General features: G+C 71.7%; 20 protein-coding genes. 9 read left to right on the top strand and 11 right to left on the bottom strand.

Annotated features, from left to right (window positions below; all coding sequences use genetic code 11):
- The 6 genes from AB0J68_RS09285 to AB0J68_RS09260 all read left to right on the top strand — a co-directional run.
- On the top strand, positions 1–2,293 hold a 2,293-nt coding region (locus tag AB0J68_RS09285; RefSeq protein ID WP_363937435.1), incomplete at its 5' end, for a hypothetical protein.
- 25 nt (positions 2,294–2,318) lie between these two features.
- On the top strand, positions 2,319–2,810 hold the full coding sequence (gene smpB, locus AB0J68_RS09280; RefSeq protein WP_354856048.1) for an SsrA-binding protein SmpB: 492 nt from the start codon (positions 2,319–2,321) through the stop codon (positions 2,808–2,810).
- A gap of 131 nt (positions 2,811–2,941) precedes the next feature.
- The gene (locus AB0J68_RS09275) at positions 2,942–3,367 is read left to right on the top strand and encodes a TOBE domain-containing protein (RefSeq protein ID WP_354856049.1); all 426 of its coding nucleotides are present in this window, start codon (positions 2,942–2,944) and stop codon (positions 3,365–3,367) included.
- Positions 3,364–4,146, top strand: coding sequence for a molybdate ABC transporter substrate-binding protein (gene modA / locus AB0J68_RS09270; RefSeq protein ID WP_355065143.1), 783 nt, complete (start codon positions 3,364–3,366; stop codon positions 4,144–4,146). The genes AB0J68_RS09275 and modA overlap by 4 nt, the downstream gene beginning before the upstream one ends.
- A gap of 109 nt (positions 4,147–4,255) precedes the next feature.
- Positions 4,256–5,026: an ABC transporter permease gene (locus tag AB0J68_RS09265; RefSeq protein ID WP_354856051.1), complete on the top strand. Its 771-nt coding sequence runs from the start codon at positions 4,256–4,258 to the stop codon at positions 5,024–5,026.
- Positions 5,023–6,114, top strand: a complete 1,092-nt coding sequence (locus AB0J68_RS09260) for an ABC transporter ATP-binding protein (protein WP_355065141.1) — start codon at positions 5,023–5,025, stop codon at positions 6,112–6,114. Before AB0J68_RS09265 ends, AB0J68_RS09260 begins: the two co-directional genes overlap by 4 nt.
- Before the next feature lie 47 nt (positions 6,115–6,161).
- Here the strand turns inward: AB0J68_RS09260 and AB0J68_RS09255 are convergent, their stop codons facing one another.
- From AB0J68_RS09255 to AB0J68_RS09240, 4 genes are read right to left on the bottom strand one after another with little or no spacing between them, the layout of a single operon-like run.
- On the bottom strand, positions 6,162–6,575 hold the full coding sequence (locus AB0J68_RS09255; protein WP_355065139.1) for a type II toxin-antitoxin system Phd/YefM family antitoxin: 414 nt from the start codon (positions 6,573–6,575) through the stop codon (positions 6,162–6,164).
- 42 nt (positions 6,576–6,617) lie between these two features.
- Positions 6,618–7,190, bottom strand: coding sequence for a GNAT family protein (locus AB0J68_RS09250; RefSeq protein WP_354856054.1), 573 nt, complete (start codon positions 7,188–7,190; stop codon positions 6,618–6,620).
- A gap of 59 nt (positions 7,191–7,249) precedes the next feature.
- Positions 7,250–7,690 carry a hypothetical protein gene (locus AB0J68_RS09245; protein ID WP_354856055.1) on the bottom strand — a complete coding sequence of 147 codons (441 nt, stop codon included), beginning with the start codon at positions 7,688–7,690 and terminating at the stop codon, positions 7,250–7,252.
- 33 nt (positions 7,691–7,723) lie between these two features.
- Positions 7,724–8,962: a hypothetical protein gene (locus AB0J68_RS09240; protein ID WP_354856056.1), complete on the bottom strand. Its 1,239-nt coding sequence runs from the start codon at positions 8,960–8,962 to the stop codon at positions 7,724–7,726.
- A gap of 170 nt (positions 8,963–9,132) precedes the next feature.
- On the opposite strand from AB0J68_RS09240, the gene AB0J68_RS09235 reads away from it, so the two are divergent.
- The gene (locus AB0J68_RS09235) at positions 9,133–10,692 is read left to right on the top strand and encodes an NAD(P)/FAD-dependent oxidoreductase (protein WP_363937427.1); all 1,560 of its coding nucleotides are present in this window, start codon (positions 9,133–9,135) and stop codon (positions 10,690–10,692) included.
- Between the two features lie 30 nt (positions 10,693–10,722).
- Here the strand turns inward: AB0J68_RS09235 and AB0J68_RS09230 are convergent, their stop codons facing one another.
- The 3 genes from AB0J68_RS09230 to AB0J68_RS09220 all read right to left on the bottom strand — a co-directional run bounded on the left by AB0J68_RS09230 (position 10,723) and on the right by AB0J68_RS09220 (position 12,269).
- Positions 10,723–11,148, bottom strand: coding sequence for a hypothetical protein (locus tag AB0J68_RS09230; protein WP_363937425.1), 426 nt, complete (start codon positions 11,146–11,148; stop codon positions 10,723–10,725).
- 177 nt (positions 11,149–11,325) lie between these two features.
- The gene (locus tag AB0J68_RS09225; protein WP_363937422.1) at positions 11,326–11,778 is read right to left on the bottom strand and encodes an HAD domain-containing protein; all 453 of its coding nucleotides are present in this window, start codon (positions 11,776–11,778) and stop codon (positions 11,326–11,328) included.
- 62 nt (positions 11,779–11,840) lie between these two features.
- A complete protein-coding gene (locus AB0J68_RS09220) occupies positions 11,841–12,269 on the bottom strand; it encodes a hypothetical protein (RefSeq protein WP_363937420.1) in 429 nt (142 codons plus the stop codon).
- Positions 12,270–12,417: 148 nt separating this feature from the next.
- Between AB0J68_RS09220 and AB0J68_RS09215 the strand changes: the two genes are divergently transcribed.
- Positions 12,418–12,705, top strand: a complete 288-nt coding sequence (locus tag AB0J68_RS09215) for a hypothetical protein (protein WP_354856061.1) — start codon at positions 12,418–12,420, stop codon at positions 12,703–12,705.
- An 88-nt stretch (positions 12,706–12,793) separates the two neighbouring features.
- Here AB0J68_RS09215 and AB0J68_RS09210 read toward each other — a convergent pair whose 3' ends face one another.
- From AB0J68_RS09210 to AB0J68_RS09195, 4 genes are all read right to left on the bottom strand, one after another.
- Positions 12,794–14,017, bottom strand: a complete 1,224-nt coding sequence (locus tag AB0J68_RS09210; RefSeq protein ID WP_363937417.1) for a cellulose binding domain-containing protein — start codon at positions 14,015–14,017, stop codon at positions 12,794–12,796.
- 35 nt (positions 14,018–14,052) lie between these two features.
- Positions 14,053–15,468 carry a cellulose binding domain-containing protein gene (locus tag AB0J68_RS09205; protein ID WP_363937414.1) on the bottom strand — a complete coding sequence of 472 codons (1,416 nt, stop codon included), beginning with the start codon at positions 15,466–15,468 and terminating at the stop codon, positions 14,053–14,055.
- Positions 15,465–16,445, bottom strand: a complete 981-nt coding sequence (locus AB0J68_RS09200) for a pectinesterase family protein (protein ID WP_363937411.1) — start codon at positions 16,443–16,445, stop codon at positions 15,465–15,467. The genes AB0J68_RS09205 and AB0J68_RS09200 overlap by 4 nt, the downstream gene beginning before the upstream one ends.
- A 206-nt stretch (positions 16,446–16,651) precedes the next feature.
- Positions 16,652–17,899 (bottom strand): MFS transporter, encoded by a 1,248-nt coding sequence (locus AB0J68_RS09195; protein WP_363937409.1) that lies wholly within the window; start codon positions 17,897–17,899, stop codon positions 16,652–16,654.
- 123 nt (positions 17,900–18,022) lie between these two features.
- Here AB0J68_RS09195 and AB0J68_RS09190 point away from each other — a divergent pair.
- The coding region (locus AB0J68_RS09190; protein ID WP_363937407.1) for a LysR family transcriptional regulator at positions 18,023–18,360 on the top strand (338 nt) is incomplete at its 3' end.

Below are 18,360 nucleotides of genomic sequence, written 5' to 3'. Positions count from 1 at the left end.
CGCCGACCCGCCGGCGGTCGCACACCTCGGGGGGCCCATGACGGACGCGTCGCCGACCGACCCGACGACGTCGGGTCGAGTAGTGGAGCTGCGGGTGCACGGCGTCTCCGGGGCGGGCGCCGACCAGGTCCTCAACCGGCCGCACGTGCACCAGGTCGCCGGAGACCGCAGCGGCGGGTTCTTCCGCCCCCGCCCGGGCTACCCGGACTCGACCGGCACGGACGGGGTGACGCTGGAGGCGTACCGCTGGAGCGACCTGCCGTCCGGCACGGCCGTACGGACGCTGTCGCTGGTGTTCCTGTTGCCGTTCATGCTCTGCAACGTGGCGCTCTGGATGCGCCCGGCGAGCCTCTCCGGGAAACACGTCATCGTCGCGCTGTGCCGGGTGCTCGCGCTCACCCTCACGATGCTCTACGTGCTCTCCATCGTCGGGATGGCGCTGGACCTCGTCGCCTGGCGCTGCATGGACTCCCCGACCTGCACGGCCGGCCGGAGCTGGCTGTCCTGGCTCGGCGAGCGTCCGCCCGGGGTACGGCTGGGTGTGTTGGCCCTGGCGCCGGTCGCCGCCATCGGGATCGTGTGGTGGCTCGGCGCGCGGCCGAGCCACTCGTACGACGCCTTTCGCACCGGCGCGACCGAGGAGACCTCCGTCCAGCAGTTGAGCGCGGTCGGCCAGTGGGACGGGACCCCGGTGGTGGGACGGCTGCGCTCGGTGCACGTCGCGGCCGCGTTCGCCACGCTGGACGTCAGCCTGCTGGCCGCCTGGGACAGCCAGAACGAGTCGACGGTGTGGGCGACGCTGGCGGTGGCGACCGGGGCCGTGCTGCTCGCCTGCGTGGTCCTGCTGACGAGGGTACGGGGCATGGACCGGCCCAGCCCGGTGCCCCGGCTGGAGGCGGTCACGCGAGGGCTGCGCACGATCGCCTGCGGCCTGACGATCCTGGTGATCGCGTACACCCTGACCAGCCGCGCGTCGTGGCCGCAGAGCAGGATGCTGCCCGGGTACAGCGCCACGGTGGCCTGGTTGTTCGTCAGCCAGACCGTCCTGCTGGTGATCCTCGCAGCGGTGGTGATCTGGGCGCGCGGCAGCGGGCGACGCGCCGGCGGACAGCGGCTCCCCCGGCTGCGCGCGCTGGGCGCTCCGGTCTTCGTCACAGTCGGCGCCGGGCTCGCGGTGGCGTTCTCCGCCGAGTTGGTCTATCGGGTGGCCGACGTGTTGGACCGCAACAGCGGGTACCGGGAACGGTTCGCGTTCGGCCCGCCGCTGGCGTACAAGTGGGCGATCGTCGGGTTTTTCCTGGCAGTGCTGGCCGCGCTGCTGGTGGGCGTGGTGGTCACCGTGGCGACCCGTCCCAGCCGGTGGCGGGCGGCGCGGGCGATCGTGGCCGCCGACTTCCCGCACGCCCCGCCGGAGGCGGCGGCGCGGCTGCGCCGGGTCGAGCAGGCGGTGGCGCGGGCCCGGTTCACCGAACGGCTGGAACCCCTCGCCGTGGTCTACGCCGGGTCCGCCGCGCTCGGACTGGCCACCAGCCTGCTCGGTCTGCTCCAGCTCTATCCCGGGGACGTGTTCGAGCAGTACGTCGGCGTGCCCGACAGCCTCGTCAACTTCCTCATCGGGGCGGGCAGCTACGCGATCGGCGCGATCCTGGTCGGGCTCGTGATCGGCGGCATCTTCGCGTACCGGACAGCCGGGTTCCGTAGGTACGTGGGCGTCCTGTGGGATCTGGGCACCTTCTGGCCCCGGGCGGCGCACCCCTTCGCGCCGCCCTGCTACGCCGAACGGGCGGTGCCGGAGCTGACGAAGCGGATCACCTACCTCGTGGACCAGGGCGCGGGGGTGCTGCTGGCGGGGCACAGCCACGGCTCGGTGCTGCTCGCGGCCACCCTGCTGCAACTGCCGCCGCGGGTCACCGACCGGGTCGCCCTGCTCACCTACCTGTCGCCGCTGAACCGGTTGTACTCGCGACTGTTCCCCGCCTACGTCGACGAGTCGACGCTGCGCGAGATCGGCGAGCGCGTCGGCTGGCGCTGGGTGAACCTGTGGCGCGACACCGACCCGATCGGTGGGTGGATGTTCGCTCCGCACCGGCCCGGGGACAGCGCGACGCTGGCCGGGCCGGAGGCGGCGGTGGACCGCCGGTTGAAGGACCCGCAGGGCGTGGTGCCCCCGCCCAGCGACAGCGTGCCGCCGCCGATCCTGGGCCACTCGCCGTGCGAGTCGCAGGACGAGTTCACGCAGGCGGTGCGAGAGCTGGCCGCGCGGCTGCGCGCCCAGCTCCGGACGACCGACTGAGGGGACGGCCGGATATCGTCGCCGGGTGAGCCCGTCCAAGCAGCCCGAGCGCCGACTGATCGCCTCGAACAAGAAGGCCCGGCACGAGTACACCGTGCTGCGCACGTACGAGGCGGGCATCGTGCTGGTCGGCACCGAGGTGAAGTCGCTGCGCGAGGGACGGGCGTCGCTGGTGGACGCGTTCGCGCACGAACGCGACGGCGAGATCGTGCTGTACGGGCTGCACATCGCCGAGTACAGCTACGGCACGTGGACCAACCACGCGCCGCGCCGCAACCGCAAGCTGCTGCTGCACCGCTCCGAGATCGGCCGGATCCTGGAGAAGGTTCGCGAGGGCGGGGTGACGCTGGTGCCGTTGTCGATGTACTTCGACAACGGCTGGGCCAAGGTCGAGCTGGCCCTGGCCAAGGGCAAGCGCGCGTACGACAAGCGGCAGACCCTCGCCGAACGCGACGCCAACCGCGAGATCGCCCGGGAGCTGGGCCGACACCTCAAGGGCCACCCCCGCCGCCACTGACCGGCTGCGCAATACCGCCACGTCGCCGGCCTGGCGGATAGCAGATGCTGGCGTATCGAGCGGCAAGGCCATGCGAATGCGGGTGGCATGGGGTCTATACCCTCGCGGATGCGGCCCGCTAGGGTGAGGCGGTGACGACGTTCCGGATCGGCGCGGCGGCCGAACTGCTCGGCGTCAGCGCCGACACGATCCGCCGCTGGGTGGACGCCGGGCGGCTGCCCGCCGGGCGTGACGAGCACGACCACCGGATCATTGACGGCGTCGACCTCGCGGCGTTCGCCCGCGCGCAGGCCGCCGACCCGGACGCGGGCGCCGAATTCTCCTCGGCCCGCAACCGGTTGCGCGGCATCGTCGTCGACGTCCGCAAGGACACGGTGATGGCCCAGGTCGACATCCAGGCTGGCCCCTTCCGGGTCGTGTCGCTGATGAGCCGGGAGGCCGTCGACGACCTCGACCTGAGGGTCGGTTCGGTCGCCGTCGCCGTCATCAAGTCGACCACCGTGGTGGTGGAGCGCGCCGCGCCCACCACCCCGGCCGGAGCAAGGGCGGTCGGATGAGTCGTCGGACCAGCTTCGTCGCGGTGGTGCTGGCGGTGACCGTGCTGGCGACGGCCGGCTGCGACCGCGCCGGCGACCCGGGCGACGCCCGGGACGGTCGGGCATCGGGCACGGTGATCGTGTTCGCCGCCGCCTCGCTGACCGAGTCGTTCACCCGGATCGCCAGGGACTTCGAGGCCGCCAACCCGGGCGTCACCGTCACCCTCAACCTGGCCGGCAGCTCCGCCCTGGCCAACCAGATCACCCAGGGCGCTCCGGCGGACGTCTTCGCGTCGGCCGCGCCGAAGAACATGGCGACCGTGACCGAGGCCGGCGACGCCGAGGGCACGCCGCTCGTCTTCGCCCGCAACCAACTGGTGATCGCGGTGCCCAGCGGCAACCCCAAGGGCGTGACCGGTCTCGCCGACCTGACCCGCCCAGGAGTGAAGGTGGCGCTCTGCGCCGAGCAGGTGCCCTGCGGCGCGGCGGCGCGTACCGCCCTGACCGCGGCGGGTGTCGCGCTGACCCCCGTCACCCTGGAACAGGACGTCAAGGGAGCGCTGGCGAAGGTCAAGCTCGGCGAGGTCGACGCGGCCCTCGTCTACCGTACGGACGCCCGCGCCGCGAGCAGCGACGTGACCGGTGTCGAGTTTCCCGAGTCGACGCGGGCGATCAACGACTATCCGATCGTCGCGCTGAAGGACGCGCCGAATCCGGCCGGCGCGCGGGCCTTCGTCGCGTACGTCCGCTCGACGCCGGCACAGACGGTCCTCGCCGCGGCCGGCTTCCAGGCGCCATGAGACGGGCCTTCCCCGCACCGTGAGGCGGACCTTTCCCAGCGGCGGGCGACAGACCCTTCCCGGCAGCGCGAGGCGGCTTCCCGACGCCGCGCCGCGCCGACGGGGGCGGGTGCCGGCGGCGCTGCTGATCCCGGCGGGGCTGGGGCTGCTCTTCCTCGTCCTGCCGCTGGCCGGGCTGGTGGTCCGGGCGCCGTGGACGACGCTGCCGCAACGGCTCACCGCGCCGGGGGCGCTGACGGCACTGCGGCTGTCGGTGCAGACGGCGACCCTGGCCACCCTGTTCTGCCTGCTGCTCGGGGTGCCGCTGGCCTGGCTGCTGGCCCGGGTCGAGTTTCCCGGCCGCCGGCTGGTCCGCGCCCTGGTCACCGTGCCACTGGTGCTGCCACCGGTCGTCGGCGGCGTGGCGCTGCTGCTGGTCTTCGGCCGGCGCGGGCTGCTCGGCGGCTGGCTCGACGCCACGTTCGGCGTCACCCTGCCGTTCACGACCGCGGGCGTGGTGCTGGCCGAGGCGTTCGTCGCCATGCCGTTCCTCGTCATCGCCGTCGAGGGTGCGCTGCGCGCCGCCGACCACCGCTACGAGGAGGCCGCCGCGACGCTCGGCGCCGGGCGGTGGACCACCTTCACCCACGTCACGCTGCCCCTGGTGGCACCGGGTCTGGCCGCCGGCGCGGTGCTGTGCTGGGCGCGGGCGCTCGGCGAGTTCGGCGCCACCATCACCTTCGCCGGCAACTATCCCGGGCGTACGCAGACCATGCCGCTGGCCGTCTACCTGGCGTTGGAGACCGACCTGGAGTCCGCGATCGTGCTCAGCCTGGTGCTGCTGATCGTCTCGGTGGGCATCCTGGCCGCGCTGCGCGACCGCTGGCTGGCCAGCCCGTGACCGCGCCGCTGCACGACGAGGCCGGAAACCCGCTGCTCGACGCCCGGCTCGTCGTCGACCGGGGCGCCTTCCGGTTGGACGTGCCGCTGCGGGTCGCGTCGGGCGAGGTCGTAGCGCTGCTCGGGCCGAACGGCGCCGGCAAGACCACCGCGTTGCGCGCGCTGGCCGGGCTGCACCCGCTCACGGCCGGGCACGTCACCCTCGGCGGCGTCGACCTGGATCGGCCGGCGAGCCGGGGCTGGGTGCCCACCGAACGCCGGCCGATCGGCGTGGTCTTCCAGGACTACCTGCTCTTTCCGCACCTCAACGCGCTGGACAACGTGGCCTTCGGGCCGCGCCGGCACGGCGTCGACCGGCGGGCGGCGCGGGCCACCGCCCGGGACTGGCTCGACCGGGTGGGCCTGGCCGGCCAGGCGCACCGCCGGCCCCGGCAGCTCTCCGGCGGGCAGGCGCAGCGGGTGGCGCTGGCCCGCGCGCTGGCCGTCGGGCCGTCGCTGCTGCTGCTCGACGAGCCGCTCGCCGCCCTGGACGCCCGCACCCGCCTGGACACCCGCGCGGAGCTGCACCGCCACCTGGCCGCGCACCCGGGCGCCACGGTGCTGGTCACCCACGATCCGCTGGACGCGTTGGCGCTGGCCGACCGCCTGGTCATCGTCGAGGGTGGGCGCGTGGTGCAGGAGGGCGACGGCCCGAGCGTCACCGCCCGCCCGCGCACCGACTACGTGGCCCGCCTGGTCGGGTTGAACCTCTATCGGGGCCGGGCGGAGGGCCACGCGGTACGTGTCGCGCCGGAGCTGACCCTCAGCGTGGCCGACCGGCTCGACGGGGACGCGTTCGTCGCGTTCCGCCCGGCGGCGGTGGCCCTGCACCCGGCCCGGCCGGACGGCAGCCCCCGCAATACCTGGGCGGGCACCGTGGTCGGCGTGCAGCGCCACGGCGACAACGTCCGCGTGCAGGTGGACGGGCCGATCGGCGTGGCCGCCGACGTCACGCCGGCCGCTGCGGCGTACCTGCGGCTGATCCCCGGCCAGCGGGTCTGGGTCGCGGTCAAGGCGACCGAGACCAACGCCTACCCGGCCACGACCTGACGCCTGCGCGACGCCGGGGCCGGCGACGGCCCCTCGACGAGCGGCGGTCAGTCGGTGAGCAGGTCGGCGTGCGCGGCGCGCAGCCGGGACAGTCCCGGGTCGCTGCCCGGGACGACGCGGCGGTCCAGCTCGGCCCACACCTCGGCCAGCGCCGCGCGGACCGCCCCCAGCTCGGCGGCGTGCCGCTGGCTGCTGCGACGGTGCTGCTCGTCGAGGCGGCGGGCCCAACCGGCGGTGACCGCGGCGAGCCGGTCGGCGTCGGCGCGGGCCTGCGCGCCACTGCGGGCGGCGGCGGCGGGAACGATCGCGGCGACCGGGCGGGGATCGCCGTCGCGGGTGACGACGGTGACGGCGTCGGTCAGCTCGGCCAGCGCGACGAGCTGACTGAACCGGGTGCGCGCCTCACGCAGCGGCACGGAACGCGGCGGGTCGGAATGCGGGGTGAGCGCGGGGACGGCCATGAATGCATGGTGCCGCCCGGGTACGACAGGAATTCGCCGTCGTCAGTGGACGGTGGGCGGTGACGGTGTGGGCCGGGCCAGCCACTCGTCGGCCAGCACCGACCAGACCTCGAGGTCGATGCGCCCGCGCGGGCTCGGGTAGAGCTGGCGCAGGGTGCCGTCGTGGCGCAGGCCGAGCCGGCGGGCCAGGGCGATGCTGCGGGTGTTGGCCGCGTCGGTGCGCCACTCGACCCGCTGGATGCCGCGCTCGCGGACCGCCCAGTCGATGATCCGGCGGATCGCGGGGGCCATCATGCCCCGGCCCTGCGCCGCCGGCTCCAGCCAGCAGCCGACCTCGCAGACGCCGAGCGTGACGTCGAACGACACGAACATGACCCCACCGACCAGGGTGCCGCGCCACCACAGCCCCCAGATGCCGCCGCTGTCGCTGGCCCAGCGGTCGGCGTAGCGCTGCAACACCGCGCGGGCCGACGGCAGGTCGGTGGCGACGAAGGACGGCGACACCCAGGGCCGGATGTGCTCGCGCGACCGGTCGAGGTTGGCGAGGAACTCCTCGGCCCGCCAGGGTTCCAGCGGGCGCAGCTCGACCTCGTCGGTCAGCGGCAGGGCGAACACCGGACCTCCCCCGAAGTTGGCGACGACGGGTAGCAGCTTTGCACAAGCCGGCTGAATCCTCAGACCGGCAGGTGCGTCCGCAGGGCGGCGAACTGGGCCACGGTCAGGTACGAGGGGTTGGCCGCCTGCGGCTGGCGGAACACCTCCAGGGCGGCGAGCCGGTCGTCGGCGCGCAACGCCTGCCGGGGCACCCGGTCCCGCTCGGGGAGGATGGGCAGCTCCAGGGGCACCGACCAGGGTCGCCCCGGTGGCGCGGGCTCGGCCACCCCGGTGACCCGTCCGATGCCCCACACCCCGTACGGCAGGCGAGCGCGGCTGCCGCTGGCCCAGAACACCACCGGCTGCCCGGCGCGCATCAACCGGGCCCGGTAGCCAGGGCGTACGCACCAGTTCGTCACCAGCGGCTCGCGGGCGAACCGGGCGGTGAGGTCGACGGCGTCCGCGTTGCCCTTGATCAGCCAGGCGCCGAGATCGTCGAGGCGCACCCGTGGCTCGGTCATCGCCTCATCCTGCCCCGACCGGCGGCCACCCAATCAGATGATCATATGGGTCCAGTAGGTGAGCCAGAGCACGAACAGCGCACCCTGCACCACGGCGAGGGCCGCCGTCAGCCACACGTCGACACCGGCGCGACGGGCCCAGCGGGCCAGCACCAGGGCCACCGGGAACGCGGCCAGCAGGTAGCGCAGCAGGCTCTTGTAGACCGGCGGGCCCATCGACAGCGGCACCAGCACCATGAGCACGCCGTAGACCAGATACGGCAGCTCCCGGCGACGGAACCCGGCGACCAGCACGGCCAGCACGGCCATGGCGAAGAGGACCCGTCCGGCGTCGCGCGGCTCTCCGGCCAGAGCGTCCCACACCACCGGCACCGGGTTCTGCACCCTGATCCCCCAGCCGACCTGTTGGGCGTGCTGGTAGGCGAACCAGTCCCCGCCGCGCCACCGGCAGAACGCCATGAAGGTGAACCATCCGGCGGGCAGCAGCAGCAACGGCCAGCCGATCCGCAGGTACCCGAGCAGGGCGCGTGGGCCGAGCCGCCAGTCGTGCTGGCGCAGCAGCACCAGCGCCAGCGGCAACGCGACGAGCAGCCCGACCGACCGGCTCATCGCCAGGAAGTAGCCGAGCACGCCGACCAGCAGCCACCGACGTCGCTCGGCGTAGTAGAACGCGGCGAGCGCGAGGCACACGAACAGCGACTCGGTCAGCGCGGCCTGGAACAGGAAGGCCGTCGGCAGCAGCACCAGGTAGCGGGTGAACCGACGGGCCGCGTCCGCGTCGCCGAGCAGCAGCTCGGCCAGCCGGTAGCCGTACGCGAGGGCCCCGAGGAACGCGACGTTGCTGATCAGCAGCAGGGCCAGTGCGTTGTCGCCGCCGAGCAGCGCGCCGACCGGCCGGGCGAGGAAGGGGTAGAGCAGCGGGAAGCCGAAATCCCCCCACGGCCGCCCGGTCAGCGGCAGCTCGCTCAGCCGCAGGTAGAGCAGCGCGTCCCAGGCGAACCAGAAGGAGATCCACCGGTGGCCGGAGACCTCCCGCTGCTGCGCCCACATCATCGCCTCGTCCGGCGGCGGCGCGCCCGGAATGCCGTCCCAGGCGTGCAGGACCAGCAGGCCGAGCAGGGTCAGCAGCAGCTTCGCGCCGATAAAGAGCCCGATGAGGTACGGCCAGGGCGCCGGCACGCGGCGGGCCAGCCGCGCGCCCGCTCCGGCCGCCCCGGCCAGCCGGACCGCCCACGCCGTCGCGTGCCGCCGGCCGCTTCGCCACCGGTGCATCCGCCCCGCTCCCCCGGTCCGCCGACCCACCCGCCGCGTGGGGGTGCCGCCCCTTTCGTTGTACGCCCCGATGCGCCCCGCCGGAGCGAAACGACCACGACCAGCAGGTGACATCCCAGGCATAACGGGTACGCGCCGCGCCTCAACCATCGGCAGGGAGTACGAGCGGCATGAGCGAGCAGCACGGCACGGTGGTCATCGGCGCGGGACCGGCGGGGCTCACAGCGGCATACGAGTTGCTCCGGCACGGGCGGCCGGTCCGGGTCTTCGAGGCCGACGAGGTGGTCGGCGGGATCAGCCGGACCGTGGAGCGCGACGGGTGGCGCTTCGACATCGGCGGACACCGGTTCTTCACCAAGGTGCCCCGGGTGGAGGCGTTCTGGCACGAGATCCTCCCCGACGAGGACTTCCTGACCCGGCCCCGGATGAGCCGGATCTTCTACCGGGGCGCCCTGTTCAACTACCCGCTGAGCGCGACGAACGCGCTGCGCAACCTGGGGCTGCCGGAGGCGGTGCGCTGCCTGGGCTCGTACGCCCGGGCCCGCCTGCGCCCGCCGAAGGACCAGTCGCACTTCGAGGGCTGGGTGTCGGCCCGGTTCGGCTGGCGGCTGTACTCGATCTTCTTCAAGACGTACACCGAGAAGGTCTGGGGCATGCCGGCGGACCGTTTGCAGGCCGACTGGGCCGCGCAGCGGATCAAGAACCTGTCGCTGGCCACGGCGATCCGCAACGCGGTGCTGCCCCGGCGCCGCCGCACCGACGTGACCAGCCTGATCGAGGAGTTCCAGTACCCGAAGTACGGGCCGGGGATGATGTGGGAGCGCTGCGCCGAAGAGGTGCGCCAGCGCGGCGGGGAGGTGTCGACCGGCACCTGGGTGACCGCCGTGCACCGCGACCCGAAACGACGGCGGGCGATAAGTGTGACGCTCAACGGCGCCGGCGGGCAGCGCACCGAGCCGGCCGACGACGTGATCTCGTCGATGCCGATCTCGGAGCTGGTCGCCGCGCTACGCCCGCCGGCGCCCCCGGAGGTGCTGGCCTGCGCCGCCGACCTGCGCTACCGCGACTTCCTGACGGTCGCCCTCGTGGTGCCGGCCGAGTTCTCGTTCCCCGACAACTGGATCTATGTGCACGACCCGGCGGTACGGGTGGGCCGGATCCAGAACTTCGGCTCCTGGTCGCCCTACCTCGTGAAGGACGGGCGCACCTGCCTGGGCCTGGAGTACTTCGTCTTCGAGGACGACGAGATGTGGCGTACCCCGGATGCCGACCTCGTGGCCCTGGCCACCGCGGAGCTGGAGCGGTTGGGGTTGGTCCGCCCCGGTGTCGTGGAGGCCGGTCACGTGGTGCGGATGCCCAAGGCATACCCGGTGTACGACGAGCGCTACCAGCACAACGTGGACGTGATCCGGGCCTGGCTGGCCGAGGCCGTGCCGAACGTGCACCCGGTGGGGCGCAACGGCATGCACCGCTACAACAACCAGGACCACTCGATGCTCACCGCGATGCTGACCGTCGAGAACATCGCCACCGGCGCCACGCACGACGTCTGGTCGGTCAACGTGGAGCAGGACTACCACGAGCAGTCGACCGGCGGCGGTGGTCGGCGGGGCACGGGCCGCGACGCGCCGGTGCTGCCCAGTCGGATCATCACCGCCCCGATCACCGCTTCCGAGGGCGCCCGCGCAGCCGGCGACGGCGGCCGACCCGCGCAGGCGCCGCTGGTCTGACGGACCGGGCTCGTTACGGTAACGCCGGCGTCAGATCGGGCCGCTGGTGTAGATCTTCGTGCTGCTCTCGTTGCCGATGAACGGGTTGTTGACCGCCCACAGCAGACCCTCGTCGTACTCCGGCACGTCGAAGTTGCACATGACCCAGCCGGCGTCCGCGCCACTGCTGTTGAAGCACTGCCGGCTCCAGTCCGGTCCCTGGATCGTGCCGGCGGCGGACGCGCCGTTCGCCTTGGTGTCCTTCACCCAGACCCGATCCCCGTACGCGGCGAAGCACGCCTTGGCGCCGGTGGTCGACACGCACCACACGTCGACACCGTTGGCCGCCGGCGGCGCACCGCTCGGCGTGCCCGTCGCCGCCGACGCCGCCGAGGCGGTGCCGACCAGGACGAGGGCCACGGTCGCCGGCACCATGATCAGAGCACCGGCCAGCCGCGTACTCGGCTTCCTACGCATTCGCGTCAACTCCCCCAGCATTCACCATGATCGTCATTTCGGTCCTGGACGGTAACAGCCGGGCTGTCGCCGAACGAAGCCGATGTGGACGGCGACTCGTCATGGGCCTGCCACCGATCTTCCCAGCGTTGCAGTCGTCACGACGACAGGCTCAGGGCACCGAGGTCGATGCGCCTGTCAGCGGTTGAAGTGGGCTCCGTCAGGCCCTACGCCGAGTTGCGTGAGCCATCGGCGAATGACTGAGAAGTCCGCGTCGGTCAGGCCCCTGTACGGGTCAACGCGGTGCAGAAGCGCCGGCGCCGGATGATGAGCCTCGACCCATCGCCGGTCGGCATCGGTCGTCTCGTCGTCTATCCAGACGAACGGGCGGCCGGCCGCCCACTGTGTCAGGAACACCGTCTTCCAGTGCAGACGGGGCGCAGGATCCTCGTCGTCGTCCGGCCAGTCGATGACCGGCAGGGCCGGAAGACCAAGCCGTGGCGAGACCACCTCGTTCGCCTCGACCATCCACGTCGTAGCCCAGACCAATTGGCACGTCAGGGCCAGCAGCCGACGACCGTCATCCGGATCAAGTCGATCGAGCAGCGGGTTACCGGCACCCTCATTCGGCTGCCAGGCCGCACTGTCCACTACCAGCAGAGCTGAGGGCCGAAGGGGCTCCACCACGGGTCGGTGGCACGTCCGCGTTCGGTTCAGAACCACGTCCACGGGCGGATCGCCCTCCACATACGTCCGCGCATCCGTGCGCGCCTCGGATGGAGGAAGACCTCGATGTCCTCCAGCGCGTTGGCGGCGGTACCGGTGACGTGTGGCAGCGCCCGGGCTCGGCGCAGAGCGGCGACCACCCGGCGTTCATCCAGTTGACGGTGGACCCTCGCGAGATGCCCCAGGCACGTCGCGGCGAGCGCACTGACCTGGCGATCGTCGTGTTCGAGCAACCGAAGGTGCAGTTCCTGCAGCTCTCTCCAGTCCCCGTCGCCGTACAGGGCGGTGCCGACCATGGCGTCCAGCGCGGCCGACAGGTCGCCGCGGTCGAGCGCGGCGCGTACCTCATCCGGTGTCGATGGCGGCGGGTTGTGGAAGACATGATGCTCGTGACGCACCGGCGCATCGTCCCTCATCCCGCGCTGGGGCGCGTGGCCCGAGTCGTCGCGCTAGGTCGGCGGCGCAGGACTCCGCCAACGATCGAGGTGCTGCGGGATCGCGGCACGGCAGTCGCCGTGAGTTGATTACGTGGAGTCGGCAGCAGACCCGGTGAAGGAGTTACCCGTGGCACTTGGCAGCGAGCAACGTCGTGGAGAACGCAAGCCGCGCGTCGAAGGGCTGTTCGCCGGTGGGCAGATTGAAGCCGCGCTCGACCTCCTGCACCTGATGGACATGGCGTGGCACGACTGCTACGGCCCCGAGGAACTGGAGGTTCCGCCTTCCGTGCTCGACGATGTCCTGTTGCTGGCAGGAGGTGACCTCGCCGTCCTGATCACGGTTGCTCGCGAGGCAGTTGTCGACTTCCGTGACGTCCGGATCGCCGCCGACGCAAGACGTACGACGAGCAGCTAGCGGCTAGCGGCTAGCGGCGCACGCCTCCAGCAGCCTGGCTCCTGTCGTCTGCGAGCGCGACCGGGTCACACCGCCAAAGGGGTGGCTGTCACTTCAGGTGGGCGGCGAGCGGGATGTTCTGCGCCCGGAGGGCGGTGGCGATCAGGCCGGCGATCTGTCTGGCGCCGGCCGCCTCGAAGTGGGTGTGGTCGTTGCAGAAGAACGCGCCGACCGCGCCCGTCGAGTAGTCGCCGTTGTTCGGGCACAGCCTGAGCGTGTTGTAGAGCGCCACGCTCTTGGCGTGCAGGTCGATGACCGGTACGCCGTTGGCGGCGGCCGCAGCCGTCGTCTCGGCGACGAAACCGCGATTGCCGACGGCGGAGCCGCCGCTGCAGGTGATTGCCGCGACCGGGGTGACGAAGATCGGCTTCACCCCTCTGGCTTTGGCAGCCGTCGCCATGACGCCGAGCAGTTCCTTGAAGCGATTGGTGCCAACGTGTCGCGGGCAGGCCGAGTCACCGTCGTTGATGCCGAACTGGATGATCAGATAGTCACCGTTCTTGAAGCCGCTGCCGGTGTCCAGCATCGCCGACCACCGCGCGCTGTAAGCAGTCGAGCTGAGCGTGCACTCGCCGGCCGAGTTCTTGGTGGAGGTCACATTGCCCTCGTAGAGCCACGTCTGGATGCTGCGACCGCCGACGGCACTGTTCTGCACGGTGACGTTCGACGTGAAGTAGGACGCGAACTGGCTGCCCCAGCCGATCGGACAGGAACTGGCGTTCATCATCGTGGAGTCGCCGGCCATCCACACCTTGATCGGCGCGGGTGCCGATGACGTGGAAGGGGTCGCCTGCGGTGTGCTCGGCTCGGGGCAGGGCGTTGGCCCCGGCGTGGGCGTCTGCGCGGTGGGGGTCGCTGCCGGTGGGCCGGCACAGGTGATGCCGTTGAACGAGAACGACGACGGCACCGGGTTGCTGCCGCTCCACGAGCCGGTGAAGCCGAAGTTGACCGATGCGCCGGAGCCGACGGCACCGTTGTAGCTCACGTTGGTGGCGGTCACCGCCGTGCCGGTGACCGTGACGGCGGCGTTCCACGCCTGCGTCACGCCCTGCCCGGGGGCGAGACTCCATTCCACGGCCCAGCTGGTCACCGCGTCACCGAGGTTGGTGACGACGACATCGGCCCCGAACCCGCCGGTCCACTCGCTGGTGACCCGATAGGCGACACCGCACGCCGGGGTGGCGGCCTGGGCGGTGGCGATGCCGAGCCCTCCGGCCACGACGGTCAGGACCGTTGCTGCCAGGACCACGAGACGCCATCGACGAACCGTCATCGGGTCACTCCTGCCTTGATCGGAGACGCTCGCCATCACGTGGCGGCGGCGCACGGGGAGCCGTTGAGGGCGAAACCGGTCGCTCCGCCGAGCGGGCTGTCGGTGACGAATCCGAAGCTGACCGAACCGGCGGCCGGGATCACCGCGTTCCAGGAGGCGTTCACCGCCGTGGCCGCAGCGCCGGACTGCGTGACGGTGGAATTCCAGGACTGCGTGATCCGCTGACTGCCTGGCAGGGACCAGGTCAGTGTCCAACCGTTGACCGGGATGGGGGAGGTGTTGCTGAGCGTCACGTCGAACTGGGCGCCCGTACCCCAGTCACCGGTCTTGCGGTAGGTGACCGCGCAGGCCCCCGCAGGAGCGGTCGGCGCAGGGGTGGTCGGCGCAGTCGTGGGGGGCGGGGTCGTCGGGCCCGGGGTCGTGGTCAGTCGTGCGCTGAGGACCGGGGCCAGCCTGTCGGTGATGGCCTGATGGCCCGCGTCGTTCGGGTGCACCGAGTCGCTCAGGCCGCCGGACGGCAGCCAGCCGGTGGTGTCCACGTAGAATACGTTGGCGTCACCCGCGGCGTTGCGTGCCCGCACCGCCGCCTCCGTCTCCGTCGCATAACGACCGATGAACGTCCGCATCGCGAAGAGCTTGGCGTTCGGGAACCTGGCCCGGATCCTCGTGAGGAAGGTGGTGTACGTCGCCTGGAAGGCCGCGGCGCTCACGCCATGGCTCTTGTCGTTGGTCCCCAGGTTGATCACCACGCCGTCGGCCGTGTAGCGGGAGAAGTCCCACGGGTCGGTGCCGGCCTGGCCACCGGACGACATCCAGTAGCGTTTCTCCTGCGCCCAGCATCCATCGGTCGTCTCGGCCAGACACATGCCACCGATCGCGATCTGGGTGTGGTCGTAGCCGAGCCTCTCACCGACCTTGAAGCCGTAGTCGGTCACGGCAAGCTGACTGCTCGTGGCCCCTGCGGTGATCGAGTCACCGACGAACTCGACCAGCTTGGGGCGGGCCGGTGGCGCGAATGTGCCCGCGCCCGACTCCAGGATCAGCCCCTGGAAGACCGCGTCACCCGTGTAGGAGCCGGCCACCTGCCGGTAACTGACGATCAACGTGTGGTTGCCGGCCGCCAGCGCGGTCGGCGTCAGGTTGATCGTGCCGGAGCCCGTGAAGGACGTGAACGCCCTACCGTCGATGCTGGCCCACAGCTGGATGGTGTTGCGCTGCCGGAGCTTCACCGTTCTGCCGGTGAACCCGACCCGCAGGTACGCGCCGGCCCAGTAGGGCACGTAGGCCGAGGCGTTCGTCTTGTTCCACCGGCCGACGAAGCTGATGTTCGAGTCGGCCGGTGTGCCGTCACCGACCGCAGCCTCGGCGCTGAGGACCGGCAGACCTGCGGCGAGCACCCCGGCGGCGACTGCGATGAGGGCCGCGGTCCGCAGGGAACGAATCTTCGTCATCGGATGGGGTTCCAGCCGTCGTTACCCGCCAGGTAGGCGGTGGGTGTGTACTGGGTGGCGGTGGAGGCGCTCATCTGGGGCCGGTCGGCGTTGATGACGGCGCCAGCCCCGGTGCTGCTGTACTCGGCGAACCGGGCGGTCCGCCACGAGAAGCCGGACATGTCGGTCCAGGGGTCGGTGCGGATGTGTGCGCCCATCGCGACGCCCCGGTAGAGGACCTGACCGCGGGCGTTGACGTCGCCGCTGGGATGCCAGGGCCGGCCCAGATAGACGGTCCTGGCGGGGGCGTTGCTGGTCAGGGTGGTGCCCCAGAACAGGAAGCCGAACTTGTTGTTGATGTCGGTGGCCGCGGCGGTGATGTAGCCGTTGTTCGACGACGAGCCCCGGGTGAGCGAGTGCACGGTGCCGTTCTGGAAGACCATGGTGCCCCGCCCGAAGATGAAGTCGACGTCACCCTCCACGTAGGAGTTGCGGACGTAGAGACGCCGGACCGAGGTGACACTGGGTGCGTTGACCAGCAGGGTGTCCTGGTTGCCGAGGATGCGGACGTTGTCGAACTGCACCCGGTCGCCGGAGGTGTTGACGGCGACGGCCTGCTCGGCGTCGAGGGTGTTGGCGGCCTCGTTGAAGTCGTTCGACATGGTCAGATTGCTGATCGTGGTGTCGTTGGCATTGACGAAGACCGAGGCACTGCCGGACGTGCCGTACGTGCCGCCACCGGGCTTGGTCTGGCCGGCCGCGTGCCCTTCGACGATCAGCACCTGGGCGGCGGAGCTGCCGGCGCCGGCCAACGTGAGGTGGGGCTTGTTGGCGGGAATGGTGACCACGCCCCGGTAGGTGCCGGGTTTGATGGTGATGGTGACCGGAGCGCCGTTGTTCGCCGCGACACTGTCGATCGCCGCCTGCACGGTCGTGTAGTTGCCGCTGCCGTCGGCGGCCACGGTGATGGTCGCGGACGCGGACGCGGCAGAAGCCATCGAGACTGCGGCGGCGAGAGCGCACACCGTCACCACCGCCACCGAGCGCACGCGAAGAACCCTGCCGGACGTGGTCATGAGCGTTCTCCGATCCCACCGGGCCGCTGCCGAAGATGATGTCGACCGGCAGACGACGACGTTAAGTGAACGTTAACATCGATGACCGAGAATATAAAGGTGGCGGACACGGAGGGTGCGCCACCCGTTCATCCGACCTGAACGTCTCTCCCGGACGCGGCGGGCTCGGTGGCCACCGACGGTGTCCGCCTGGGCAGCAGGAGCGGGGTGGCGAGCAGGAGAACGCCGGAGATGGTGATCGCCGCGAGAGGGCTGGTGAGGGTCGCGAGGACGCCCCAGATCACCACCAGGGCCGCCTGGACGAGTCTGCTGACGGCACTCCACGTGCTGAGGACGCGGGCGGTGTGGCCGAGCGGGGTGCGGTGCAGTCGTTCGGTCGCGTAGATCGGGTTGAAGACGCCCATGCAGGTGATCAGCAGGCCCTCGACGACGATCACGGTGACCAGTCCGGGGATGCCCGGCTGGACGAACGCGAGACCGAGTGGGAAGACCGAGCGCAGCCACCCGGACACGATCATGACGCGGTGCCGGCCGTGGCGGGCCACGAGGCGCGCGGACAGGCGGGCGCCCACCAGGCCGCCGAGCGCCGGGACGCCGAAGGCGAGGCCGTACTGCCAGGCCGGGAGGTGGTACTCGCCCAGCAGGAGGACAGCCAGGAGCGGGGCGGTGGCCATGATGAGGCCGCCGACCAGGATGGAGTTGAGGAACAGCCCTCGCAGGGCACGGTCGTGCAGGATGAACCGCCAGCCGACCAGAAGATCGGCGCCGCGCAGCCGGCCGGCACGGTCCTGGGGCGACGCGACGTCGCCGCCGCGAATGCGCAGGACCGCGAGCGCCGACAGCAGGTAGCTGAGGGCGTCGGCCGCGACACTGACGACCGGGCCGAGCAGCCCGACGAGCGCGCCACCGAGGGGCGGGCCCACCGCCGTCGCCGCCCAGCTCGTGGCCTCGAACCGACCGTTCGCCACCAGCAGGTGATCGCCCTGGACGAGATACTTGAGGTACGCGCCGGACGCGGCGGCGAAGGCGATGCTCGCGGTCCCGGAGAGGACCGAGACGACCAGCAACTGGCCGTAGGACAGCAGACCGAAGGCGTACGCGAGCGGGACACTCGCCATGGCCACGAACCGGAGCAGGTCCATGGCGACCAGCACCGGACGCTTCGCCCGGCGCTCGACCCACGGCCCGAGCGAGAACGCCACGACCGCCGCGACTGCCGGTCCGGCCGCCGCCAGGATCGACACGGCGAACGCCGGCGAGTGCAGGACGCGAACCGCGATCAGCGGGAACGCGCCGAAGGCGATCCACGTGCCGTACGTGCTGACGGCGTACGCCGACCACAGCCAACCGAAACTGGACCCCAACCGCGCGCCCATCCGCCCCCCTCGTGACAACCGACGTTCGGGTCCGGGCAGCACACCAGCGCCGTTGACGTCGGCGCAAACAACCAACGTCCGGGCGTGTCACAACCAACGGTTGTGCGGGTGGATGATGGTCCGGTGGATACCGAGGCAGTGCGATCGTTCGTCCGGGCGGCCGAGTTCGGGCAGTTGCAGCACGCGGCCGAGGAGCTGGGCGTGACGCAGCAGGCCGTGTCGAAGCGGATCGCGGCCCTTGAGCGCGCCCTCGACGTCCGGCTGTTCACCCGTACTCCCCGAGGGGTCGAGCTGACGCTCGACGGCCAGGCATTCCTCCCGCACGCCCGGGGCATCGTGGCCGGGGTGGACCGCGCCCTCGCCGCGATCAGACCGGGCTCGCGGGCCCTGCGGATCGACGTTCTCGGCCTGCGGTCCGCGCAGGCCGTCGTCCTGCACGACTACTGGCGGTCACATCCGGA

Source organism: Micromonospora sp. NPDC049580, assembly GCF_040675595.1.
In the GTDB taxonomy this organism is placed as follows: domain Bacteria; phylum Actinomycetota; class Actinomycetes; order Mycobacteriales; family Micromonosporaceae; genus Micromonospora.
This window is presented reverse-complemented; position numbering and strand designations above follow the sequence as displayed.

Excerpts from the sequence above, each read along its gene's own strand:
- modA (WP_355065143.1), top strand. The coding sequence starts at position 3,364 with ATGAGTCGTCGGACCAGCTTCGTCGCGGTGGTGCTGGCGGTGACCGTG.
- AB0J68_RS09255 (WP_355065139.1), bottom strand. The coding sequence starts at position 6,575 with ATGGCCGTCCCCGCGCTCACCCCGCATTCCGACCCGCCGCGTTCCGTG.
- AB0J68_RS09245 (WP_354856055.1), bottom strand. The coding sequence starts at position 7,690 with ATGACCGAGCCACGGGTGCGCCTCGACGATCTCGGCGCCTGGCTGATC.
- AB0J68_RS09240 (WP_354856056.1), bottom strand. The coding sequence starts at position 8,962 with ATGCACCGGTGGCGAAGCGGCCGGCGGCACGCGACGGCGTGGGCGGTC.
- AB0J68_RS09235 (WP_363937427.1), top strand. The coding sequence starts at position 9,133 with ATGAGCGAGCAGCACGGCACGGTGGTCATCGGCGCGGGACCGGCGGGG.
- AB0J68_RS09230 (WP_363937425.1), bottom strand. The coding sequence starts at position 11,148 with ATGCGTAGGAAGCCGAGTACGCGGCTGGCCGGTGCTCTGATCATGGTG.
- AB0J68_RS09220 (WP_363937420.1), bottom strand. The coding sequence starts at position 12,269 with ATGAGGGACGATGCGCCGGTGCGTCACGAGCATCATGTCTTCCACAAC.
- AB0J68_RS09210 (WP_363937417.1), bottom strand. The coding sequence starts at position 14,017 with ATGACGGTTCGTCGATGGCGTCTCGTGGTCCTGGCAGCAACGGTCCTG.
- AB0J68_RS09205 (WP_363937414.1), bottom strand. The coding sequence starts at position 15,468 with ATGACGAAGATTCGTTCCCTGCGGACCGCGGCCCTCATCGCAGTCGCC.
- AB0J68_RS09200 (WP_363937411.1), bottom strand. The coding sequence starts at position 16,445 with ATGGCTTCTGCCGCGTCCGCGTCCGCGACCATCACCGTGGCCGCCGAC.
- AB0J68_RS09195 (WP_363937409.1), bottom strand. The coding sequence starts at position 17,899 with ATGGGCGCGCGGTTGGGGTCCAGTTTCGGTTGGCTGTGGTCGGCGTAC.